Here is a 10,531-nt window from a genome sequence, read left to right on the forward strand (position 1 = left end):
CGTTCGCTGACTCCCTTGATATGTCTTGCTTGGTCTGATTCTTCGACGGTGAGACGTCAGCTGTGGACGTGCAGCGGCTTGCCCGCGAGGGCGAGGAACGCTTCACCGAGGGCCTCGGTCTGGGTGGGGTGCGCGTGGATGAGGGGAGCCACGTCCTCGGGGAACGCCTCCCAGCTGTAGATCAGCTGTGCTTCGCCGATCAGCTCGCCGACGCGGTCGCCCACCATGTGCACGCCGACGACCGGCCCTTCCGGAGCCTTGATCAGCTTGACCCCACCGGAGGTCTTGAGGATCTGGCTCTTGCCGTTGCCGCCGAGGTCGTAGGTGAAGGTGGTGACCTCGGAGCCGTACTTCTCCTTCGCCTGCGACTCGGTGAGCCCGACCGAAGCGACCTCGGGGTGCGAGTAGGTGACGCGCGGGATGCCGCTCTCGTCGATCACGCGCGGCTCCTGGCCGGCGATCTCTTCCGCGACGAAGATGCCCTGCTGGAACCCGCGGTGCGCGAGCTGCAGGCCGGGGACGATGTCACCGACGGCGTAGACGTTCGGCAGGTTGGTGCGCAGGCGGTCGTCGGTGAGGACGAAGCCGCGCTCCATCTTGACGCCGGCCTCCTCGTACCCGTGCCCGGCCGAGTTCGGGCCGCGGCCGACGGCGACCAGCAGCAGGTCGGCTTCCAGCGTCTCGCCGGACTCCAGCGACACGCTCACACCGTTGTCGTCCTGCTTGGCGCCGGTGAACCGGACACCGGTCTTGAAGCCGATCTTGCGACGACGGAAAGCGCGCTCGAGCTGCTTGGACGCGTACTCGTCCTCGTTCGGGACCAGGCGGGGCAGCGCCTCCACGATGGTGACGTCGACGCCGAAGGACGCCCAGACGGACGCGAATTCGACACCGATGACACCACCGCCGAGGACGATGACCTTCTTCGGGATGTAGTCCAGCGAAAGCGCCTGCTCGCTCGCGATGATGCGGCCGCCCAGCTCGAGGCCGGGCAGCGTCTTCGAGTACGAGCCGGTGGCGAGGATGACGTTCTTGCCGGTGTAGCGGGTGCCTTCGACCTCGACGGTCGTGCCGCCGACGAACGTTCCGGTGCCCTCGACGAGGTTCACCTTGTGCGCCTTGGCCAGGCCCTGGAGGCCCTTGTACAGGCGGGAGACGATCCCGTCCTTGTACTTGTTGACCCCGGCGATGTCGATGCCTTCCAGCACGGCCTTGACACCGAAGGTCTCGGCGTCGCGGGTCTCGTCGGCGACCTCCGCCGCGTGCAGGAGGGCCTTGGTCGGGATGCAGCCTCGGTGGAGGCACGTCCCGCCAAGCTTGTCCTTTTCGATCAGGGTGACGGAAAGGCCCAGCTCGGCCGCGCGGAACGCGGCGGCGTAGCCGCCCGATCCGCCACCCAGGATCACAAGGTCGGCGGAGGTGTCGGTCACTTCAATAACTCCTCGGCAAGCGGTAGGGGTGGAGCTCTGGCGCCGCTTCGCGCGGTATACGCGCGCGCGGACACTTGCCATCTTGTCACTACGTGTGGAGAGCCTGCGACCTAGGCCGCGTCCTGTGACCCACGGGACACGGCCCGCGTGGGTCACCACGGGGAGCACACGCCCGAGTCGGGATAATGGACATCGGACACGAGTGGGAAGTGAGGTGGTCGGAGTGGGTCTGTTCGACTCGCTGCGCCGGCGCTCCAAAGGCGGGCAAAAGCCCGGTACGCTGCGGAAAGCCTCTTCAAACGACTTCAAGCATCTCGAGGAGTGGGCCTCTTCGAGGACCGGTGTCGAGGCCTATGTGGAGCCCAAGACCAACGTCACGGAGACCACCGTCGTCCTCATCGCCCATGACGGCGAGTGGACCAGGCGCCGGATCGAGAGCCTGGACGCGGCGCAGCAGTTCGGCCGCAAACGGTCCATCCCCGTGTACGAGGTCGCCCGGGTCGGCTACCCGAAGCGGATGCGGGAGTACACCGAGCGTAAGAAGCGCGGCGAAGCCTGAGTGGTCGTGAGTGGCGATTCGGGTTAGAACCCGAATCGCCACTCACGACCAGCTGTACCGACCACGCCACCTTTGCCTTACCACTCACGAGGCCTGTGCCAGCAACAGCAGGTGCCGCTCGAGCAGCGCCCGGAACGTCGGGTGCACGGTCGTGCCCAAAGCCGGGTCGATCTCGACCGTCCGCCACTGCTCCCCGGCGGCGGTGAGCAGCACGACGGCCGGGTCCGCGATCACGACGACGCCGCCTTCCGCGCGGAGTTCCGCCGTCCCGAGAAGCCGGGGGAAGACGACGTCGGCGGGCAGGCCGTCGCAGGTCAGCAGGAACTCTCTGTAATCAGCGGGCAGCCGGAGTCCGAGGCGTGCTTCGGCCGAGTCGATGTTCCTGGCCGAGGCCGCCGGGGGCACGGTGCCGCCGCCGCGCAGCCGGAGGATGCCCGCGATCATCTCGCGCCACGATCCGGTGTCCGGCGGGTAGCGCTCGTACAGCGCCGCGACCAGCGCTCCTGCGCACAGCCCCGTCCACTCGCCGAGTCCGAGCGGGTCGGCTCCGGCGGCTAGACGCGGCGCGAGCCGTCGTGTCGCGGCGAGCACGGCGACGTCCGGGCGGCCCTGGCGCGAGGCGATCCCGGCCCAGGCGTCGAGGTCGCCGCGCGAGACGGCGTCGCGTAACCGGTCCGGACGCGATGGCCCGAGGTGCGAGACGACCTCGCCGATCGGGGAGCCGCCGAGCAGACCGTCGAGATCGGACACTCGCCGGGCGAGGTACTCGTCGTGGGCGCGTTCCTCGGCGTCGAGATCGAGCGGAGTCAGCGCGGCCGCCCATTCCGGCCGCGCGCCGTACGCCTCGAAGAGCATCGCCCACGCGCGGGCCTGCACGGCGCCCGGGACGAGCGCGGTGACGGGACGTTCGGTGAGCGCGTGCCAATGCGTGATCAGCCGGTCGGCTTCCGCCATCGCCCCGGACGCGGCGAACAACAGCGCCGCGTGCGCGATCCGGTCGTCGAGCGTCGCGTCCTCACCGCTCAGCACATCGTTTATCGCACCTTCGAGATACGCGTCCCTGTCCACGGAAACGACCTTGCCACAACGGGGTTCGCCCTGCCCGCCGCCTCATGGGGCAGTTCATCGTGCCATGCGTTGACGGCTGCTCCATTCGGCAGCCACGCTGGTGACATCCGCATCGACCGGATCGACCGGACGGCGTCGCGCCGGATTTCCCGCGACGCCGAATCCGGTTGTTCTCCGCGCGTGGATGACAAAAGGGGTGGGGAATGGCCGTCACTTCCATCGGCATGGTGTTCTTCCCGCACTGCGACCTGCACGTCGCGCGGACCGGAACACCTCCGCTCCGGGTGTCCTTCCAGGCACTGACCTTCGACGACGGCAAACCCGATCGCTACGCGCTCGCGGACATCACCAAGGAATGCGCCTTCGATTTCTTCGCGCCCCACAAAGAGGTCGGGAAGCGGCTGGAAGGTCTCCCGTCCGTCGACCCGCTGACCGGCTTGGTGACCGCGAGGGAACTGGGCGTCTTCCTGTTCCAGGTGCGCTGGCGGGAGATCTACCTGGTCGGTCGCCTGCAGGTACATGATCGCGCCGAGTCCTGGTGGTTCGGCAACGACTCCATCACCACGGCGTTCGAACCGGATCGGCCGGGAAATCCGGGGGTGGCGCACGCGCAGCCGTCGCTCTACGCGAAGTTCAGCGACGACGCCACGGGCGCCGATCGAATCGGGGACATCACCGGGCACGGCTACGTGACGCTGACTCCCGACGACGCGGCGAAGCTCGCGATAACACCGCAGGGCCGTCTGCGCGGGCTCGCCGAAACAGTGGATCCCACCCTGCCGACGGGGATCAAAGGCGCTTTTCTCGGCGTGACGAACGGCTTGCCGGTGCGGGTGGTCGACTACGCGAAGACCCGCCAGGACCTGATCCCGGTGCAGACGCCCGACGTGGCGCACGCGGATGACCTGGCCGACATCGTCTTCATCCCGGAAGGGTTCATCGACGACCCCGCCGACCGCGCCCTGTTCGACGAAGTCGTCACCAAGACCGTGCAGGACATCTTCGACAAGCCGAGGCATGAGCCGTACGCGATGCTCGAAGGGAGCTTCAACATCTTCAAGGCTTTCCTGCCCTCGCGCGAGCATTATCTCACCACGGGTTTCCGGGTCACGGACGAGAATTTCTCCAAGGCGATCCCCATTCCTTTCAACGGGAAAGCGGGTGAGAAGGAAACCAGCTACACGATGCAGCAACTGGTGGCCAGGGTCGGCCTGCCGATGCACAACGAAAGCCGGTTCGACCCGCTGTCGATCTGGATCACGCAGAGCCTCAAGGATTTCGACCCGAACCTGGTGGACAGCCAGCTGATCGCCCGGTGGAAGACCCACGACGCGGCGGGGATCCTGCACGCGCGCGACACGGTCTTCGGTATGTATCTCGGCAGGCGTGCCGGCGATCGGCCGTTCGGGTCTTCGACCCCTCAGGTGACCCCGCCGCCCGCGGACACCCCGTCACCGGCGCTCAGCGCTTTCGTCGCGAGGGTCTACGAGTTCTACGACTTCGGCAACACCCGCGGGCTGACCCTCGATCCGCGACGTCACCCGCCGGAACGCCACGGGGGCAACCGGGAGAATCCCGGCGGCTCGCTCATGCGGTACCTCGGCGGTCTGCGATACGGGTTCGCGCCGTTCCATCCCATCGGCCCGAACTGGGTGCCCGACGCCACGAAGTTCAAACCGAGCCGGGGCCTGGTCGCCATGATCTGCTACGACGACCTGCAGGGCGGGTCGAACATCGACGCCCGTACCACCGCCGCGCAGACGATGGGCAGCGCGCGCACGCTGCAGATCGTCTACGCGGACACCGTCGACAAACGGGAGATGCGGCGCCGCGACCCGCTGGCCGGGGTGGTGCCGGACATCGCGGGCGTCGCGAATGTCGTGGCACACGAGTTCGGGCACAGTTTCAACCTCGGTGACGAATACGAGTCGGCGAACGGCGACGGCCGGGCGGCCACGCAGACGACCGATGCCGATTTCGACAACCTCACGGTGCTGGGATTCCTGCGTGACCCGAGTTCGCCCGCCCCCGGCAGGCTGGTCGATCCGACGAAGATCAAATGGCTCGAACTGCCGAGAGCGGTCCTGTCGGCGAAGCTTCAGGTGCCTTCGGAGAATGTCGCGGGCGGGATCAAGGTGACGATCGATCCTCGCTACATCGGCAAATGGGAGCAGGCGGAAAAGGACGGGCTCGAAGTCCATCTGCGCAATTTCTCGATCACCCTCCAGGGGCGGCAGCTTCCCTTGGCGAGCGCCACCGGTCAGCACCTCGCCGGGCTGAAGGTGAGCGCGGTCGATCGGACGAAAGGCACCTTCGTCCTGACAGGGGCGGCCTCACCGCTGCCCGTGTACGCGCGTGGGTCCGTGGTCTACGTGCCGCTCAAGAACCAGGACGGTGCGGTGGTTCCCATCGTGCACCCGAAGGTGAAGGAGCGGATCTTCGTGGTGAAGGGCCCGATCAACCTGGACGAGGACCACGAGCACGTCCGGGACAAGGACGACAAGCCCCAGGACATCGAAGGGTTCGCGCCACCTTGCAACTCGACAAGGACCATCGGCTTCTTCGAAGGCGGGAACGAGTTCTCCGGTGGCTTCTACCGGCCTTCCGGGTCGTGCAAGATGCGCAACCACATCGGTGAGGGGAACTTCTGGACGGAGGTCGGCCAAGACGCCGGTGCCTTCTGTTACGTCTGTAAATGGCTGATCGTCAACCGGGTGGACCCGGGCTATCACGCGATTCTCAGTGCCGCCTTCTATCCAGGGGAGCTGTGAAATGGCCGGGCCGGGCATGTTCGAGAAGGTCCTCGTCGAGATAGGGCAGGCCACCCTCCCGCTGCGTGACGCCGTGCGCTCGCCGGAGGCGTTCATCGTCTTCATGCAGAAGCTGGGCTGGCGGGTGGATGCCGTTCCACCCGCGCTGTCCGGACTCACGGCGGGGCTCGACACCCTCATGGATTCCCTGCGCGGCCTGCTCGGCGACGGAGGCCTTACCGTCGGTGGAAGCCCGTCCTCCGGGGTCGAAGCCGAGTTCGACCCCGATGCCGTGGCCCGGGTGCTCAGCGCGGTGCAGGCCGTCATCGCCGGTGTCAACGGGATCGCCGCCGCGCCGGATTCGGCGATCCCGGAGTCCTTGCGGGTGGACGGGTTCCGGGAGAAGTTCCCCGGGCAGCTGCTCGACTTCCTGATCGTCACGTACCTGCGGCGCCACCATCCCGCCCTCGGTTTCGGGCTGCACAGTGTCGGTGTGATCAAGGGAAAGTACGCGCCGGCGGCCGGTAATCGCCCGCCGTACGCGCACATCACCTTCGATCCGGCCGCACTTCCCCGGTTGCTCGGCGAGCCGGGGCAGGTGCTCAAGGACGCTTTCGCCTGGGGGGAAGCGAACTTCGACTTCGCCGCGCTGGCTTCGCAGGTCGACAACCTTCTGATGAGCCTCGGGGTGGACGTCGACGTGCGGACGTTGCCGTCGAAGACCGCCGCGGTACTGCGGGACGTCGAGCACGATCAGACGGCACCGTTGGTCAGGGCGGTCACGGGCACCGTTTTCGAACGGCTCCTCGCCCAGAACCGGCGGCTGGCGGCCGAAATCCGGCTGATCGAACTACCGGGAGCCGGCGGCGTCCCGCCGGGATTGGCGCTGCTGCCGTACTTCACCGGCACCCTGGGGGCCGAACTGCCCTTGACCGACGATCTCACCCTTCTCATCCGGAGCGAGCTCGATTTCGAAGGCGGCATCGCCCTCCGGATCCGTCCCGGTCAAGGGATCGAGACCGTCGTCGGTTTCGAAAAGGACTCACCCGGCAAGGTCGACGGCGCCATCGAGGTGACCGTCGAGCGCGGGGACAAGGCGGCCGAGCCCACTCTCCTGATCGGCTCGAAGGGCGGCACGAGGCTGCAGTTCCACAAGATCGCCGCGACCGGGGGCGTCCGGATCAGTGACGGCGTGGACGTTTTCGCCGAGTTCGAGATCAAGGGGCTCGAGTTCGTCTTCAAACCGGGCGGGGCCGACGGCTTCATCGCGAAGCTCCTGCCGGGCGACGGATTCACCGTCGGCGGCGACCTCGTCGTCGGGATCTCGCACGCGCACGGGTTCTACTTCCGGGGTTCGGCGAATCTCGAGGCGAACTTCGCGGCGCACCTCAAACTGGGGCCGCTCGAGATCCAGGGATTCACGATCTCCGCGTCGCCGTCGGGGGACGGGATCCCGATCGGTCTCGGGACGACGTTCAAGGCCGGACTCGGCCCGATCACGGCGGTGGTGGAGCAGATCGGGCTCACCGCCGACCTCGCCTTCAAACCCGGCAACGACGGCAACCTCGGGCCGGTCGACCTGTCGCTGGGGTTCAAACCGCCCAAGGGGGTCGGGCTGTCGGTCGACGCCGGGATCGTCTCCGGCGGCGGATACCTGTACTACGACCCGGATCGCGGGGAGTACGCGGGCGCGCTGGAGCTGGAGTTCGCCGGGCTGGTCGAGCTCAAGGCCATCGGGCTGATCACCACGCGGATGCCGGACGGTTCCGAGGGATTCTCGCTGCTGATCGTGATCGCCACCGAGTTCGGGGGCGGCGGGATCCAGCTCGGGTTCGGGTTCACGCTGCTCGGCGTCGGCGGGGTGCTCGGGCTCAACCGGCGGATGGACTTCGCCGCGCTGCTCGACGGCGTGGTCAACGGCGGCGTCGAATCGGTGATGTTCCCCAAGGACGTCATCGCGAACGCGCCGCGGATCATCAGCGACCTCCGGCGGTTCTTCCCGCCGGAGGAAGGCCGGTTCCTGATCGGGCCGATGGCGAAGATCGGCTGGGGGACACCGGCGCTGGTCACCGTCTCGCTCGGGGTGATCGTGGAGATCCCGCCGGGTAACGTCGCGATCCTCGGGGTGCTGAAATGCGTGCTGCCCAGTGAAGACGTCGCCCTGCTGAAACTGCAGGTCAACTTCATCGGCGCGCTTCAGGTCGACAAGTCGAGACTGTGGTTCTACGCCCAGCTCTTCGATTCGCGCATCCTGTGGATGACCATCGAGGGCGGGATGGGCCTGCTCGTCGACTGGAGCGACAACCCGGACTTCGTGCTCAGCGTCGGCGGATTCCACCCGTCGTTCAAGCCACCGCCGCTACCGTTCCCGGTACCGCCGAGGCTGTCCATCGACATCCTCAACGCACCAGGACGGCTGATCCGCGTCTCCGGCTATTTCGCGGTCACCAGCAACACCGCCCAGTTCGGCGCCAAGGCCGAACTCCGCCTCGGTTTCGGCGGGTTCGGCATCGAGGGGCATCTCGCCTTCGACGCGCTGTTCCGGTTCTCGCCGTTCTCGTTCATCATCCAGATTTCCGCGGGTGTCTCGCTGAAGGCGTTCGGGGTCGGCGTGTTCGGCATCGATCTCGACTTCCAGCTGGAAGGGCCGACGCCGTGGCGCGCGCACGGCCGCGGGTCGATCTCGTTGCTGTTCTTCGAGATCTCGGCGGACTTCGACATCACCTGGGGCGAGGAACGCGACACGGCGCTGCCGCCGGTGGCGGTGCTCGGGCTGCTGGAGAACGAGGTCCGCAAAACCGAGGGCTGGCGGACCCGGCTGCCCGCCGGCGGGTTCAACCCACTGGTCACCCTGCGGCAGCTGCCGGGGACCGGCGATCCGGTACTGCACCCGCTGGGCTCGCTGTTCATCCATCAGCGCGCGATCCCGCTCGACGTCCGGATCGATCGCGTCGGCGCGCAGCGGCCCAGTGACGGCAAACGGTTCGGTGTCGTCCCGATCCCCGGCAGCGGGATGGAACGGGCGTCGATCACCGGTGACAAGTTCGCCATGGGGCAGTTCCAGGATTCCGACGACGCGGCGAAGCTTTCCCGCGCCGCCTACGAGGATCAGAACGCCGGACTGGAGCTGGTCGCGGAAAAGGGCGCCATCGCCTCGCCGAGGGCGGTCCGCCGTAGCGCCAGGTACGAACTGTACATAGTGGACAATGAGCGGCCGGAAACGGTGACCACGCTGGGTATGCGCCGTCGCCGGGTCCGGATGGCGGCCAAGGCGCCCGCCGCGCCGAAGCTGTACAGCCCGCCGCCCGCGGTGTTCCGGACGCTGCTCGACGGCAGCAGCACCGCGCGTTCGCCGTTGTCCCAGCACGAAACCCGGTTGCGTCAGCCGTTCACGCCGGACGAGACGGTGCTCGTCACCGGCGATCGTTTCGTCGTCGCGTACCGCCGTAACAACCTGCAGGCGTTCCCGCCGTCGAAGGCCGGGTCGACGCTGGCGAACTTCCGGAGCGAGGCGAGCGCGGCCGACGCGATGGCGGACTGGATCGTCGCCGACGCGAGCCTCGCCGGGCAGCTGCACGTCCTGCGCCGCACCGAGGCCGGAGGCGCGGGCGTGACCGAGCCGGGCACGTGGTCGTCCGCGGGTGAGCCGCCGTCTTCGGCTTCCGGTGCCGACGCGGTTCGCCTCGTCGCGGGCAAGGTGCTCGTCGTCGGCGGCGCCGACGCGGCCGGGAAACCGGTGACCACCACGGCGTTGTTCGATCCGGTCTCGGTGAGCTGGGAAGCCGGGGTCTCGCGGTTGAAGTCGGCCAGGTTGCGGCACGGCACCGCGCGATTCGCCGACGGAAGGGTCGTGGCGGCGGGCGGACAAGGCGCGGACGGCACGCCGCTGGCCTCGGCCGAGGTGTTCGACCCGGCCACGAAGACCTGGGCGGACGCGGGGAACCTGACCACCGCCCGGTCCGGCCACACCGCGACGCAGGTCGGCGCCCAGGTGCTCGTCACCGGGGGCGTTTCGGCGCGGGGCGCGGCGCTGGCCTCGGCCGAGCTGCTGGACCCCCGGACCCTCCAGTGGACGCCGATCCTGCCGATGACCGACGCCCGCACCGGCCATCGGGCCGTCCTCCTCACCGACGAGAAGACCAAGAAGGTGACGGGCGTGCTCGTCGTCGGTGGTGCGGTGCCGACGGGGCAGGGCGAGCGGGCACTGGCCACCTGCGAGATCTACGACCTCGCCACGAAGGAATGGCTCCCGACCGGCGGCCTCGCCGTTCCCCGCAAGGGACACCAGGCGACCGTGTTGCCGGACGGGCGCGTGCTCGTCACCGGCGGCGACGCCGTCGGAGGGCTCCCGTATCGGCCGGAAAGTGTTGCCACGGCGGAGATCTACCACCCGGTCGACCGAACCTGGGCCAGGGTCGCCGATCTGCCCGGCGGCGGCCGGAGCGGGCACCGCTGCGTCGCCACACCGATCGGCGCGGTCGTGATCGGGGGCGTCGGGCGTCCCGGCGCGACCGCGGGCTACCGGGCCACGGTGGCCTTCGACCCCGGCTCCGGCGCCTGGCGGGCGACCGGCGCACCCGCCGACGGCCGCTGGGACTTCGCGGCCGTCGACCTGGCCGACGGCCGCGTGTTCGTCGCGGGCGGCCTGACCCGCGCCGGGGCCTCCGCGCCGGGGCCGGAACCCGCCGAACTTTCCGCGACGGCCGAGATCTACCTGTCATGAC

5 protein-coding genes are annotated in these 10,531 nt (G+C 68.4%); 3 read left to right on the top strand and 2 right to left on the bottom strand.

The annotated features are described in order from the left end of the window. Window positions 1-56: 56 nt before the first annotated feature. Entirely contained in the window at window positions 57-1,430 is a 1,374-nt protein-coding gene (lpdA, locus tag DL990_RS40365; RefSeq protein WP_125787942.1) for a dihydrolipoyl dehydrogenase, read from the bottom strand. Window positions 1,431-1,644: 214 nt separating this feature from the next. Between lpdA and DL990_RS40370 the strand changes: the two genes are divergently transcribed. Further along, complete coding sequence (locus tag DL990_RS40370; protein WP_125787941.1) at window positions 1,645-1,989, top strand: oxidoreductase; 345 nt, start codon at window positions 1,645-1,647, stop codon at window positions 1,987-1,989. A gap of 84 nt (window positions 1,990-2,073) precedes the next feature. Here the strand turns inward: DL990_RS40370 and DL990_RS40375 are convergent, their stop codons facing one another. Then, window positions 2,074-3,057: an SMI1/KNR4 family protein gene (locus DL990_RS40375; protein WP_125801816.1), complete on the bottom strand. Its 984-nt coding sequence runs from the start codon at window positions 3,055-3,057 to the stop codon at window positions 2,074-2,076. 203 nt (window positions 3,058-3,260) lie between these two features. On the opposite strand from DL990_RS40375, the gene DL990_RS40380 reads away from it, so the two are divergent. Continuing rightward, window positions 3,261-5,828: a M64 family metallopeptidase gene (locus tag DL990_RS40380; RefSeq protein ID WP_125801817.1), complete on the top strand. Its 2,568-nt coding sequence runs from the start codon at window positions 3,261-3,263 to the stop codon at window positions 5,826-5,828. 1 nt (window position 5,829) lies between these two features. After that, complete coding sequence (locus DL990_RS40385; protein ID WP_125801818.1) at window positions 5,830-10,530, top strand: DUF6603 domain-containing protein; 4,701 nt, start codon at window positions 5,830-5,832, stop codon at window positions 10,528-10,530. Window position 10,531: the final 1 nt, after the last annotated feature.

Origin of the sequence: Amycolatopsis sp. WAC 01416 (genome assembly GCF_003947485.1) — a bacterium.
Classification (GTDB): Bacteria; Actinomycetota; Actinomycetes; order Mycobacteriales; family Pseudonocardiaceae; genus Amycolatopsis.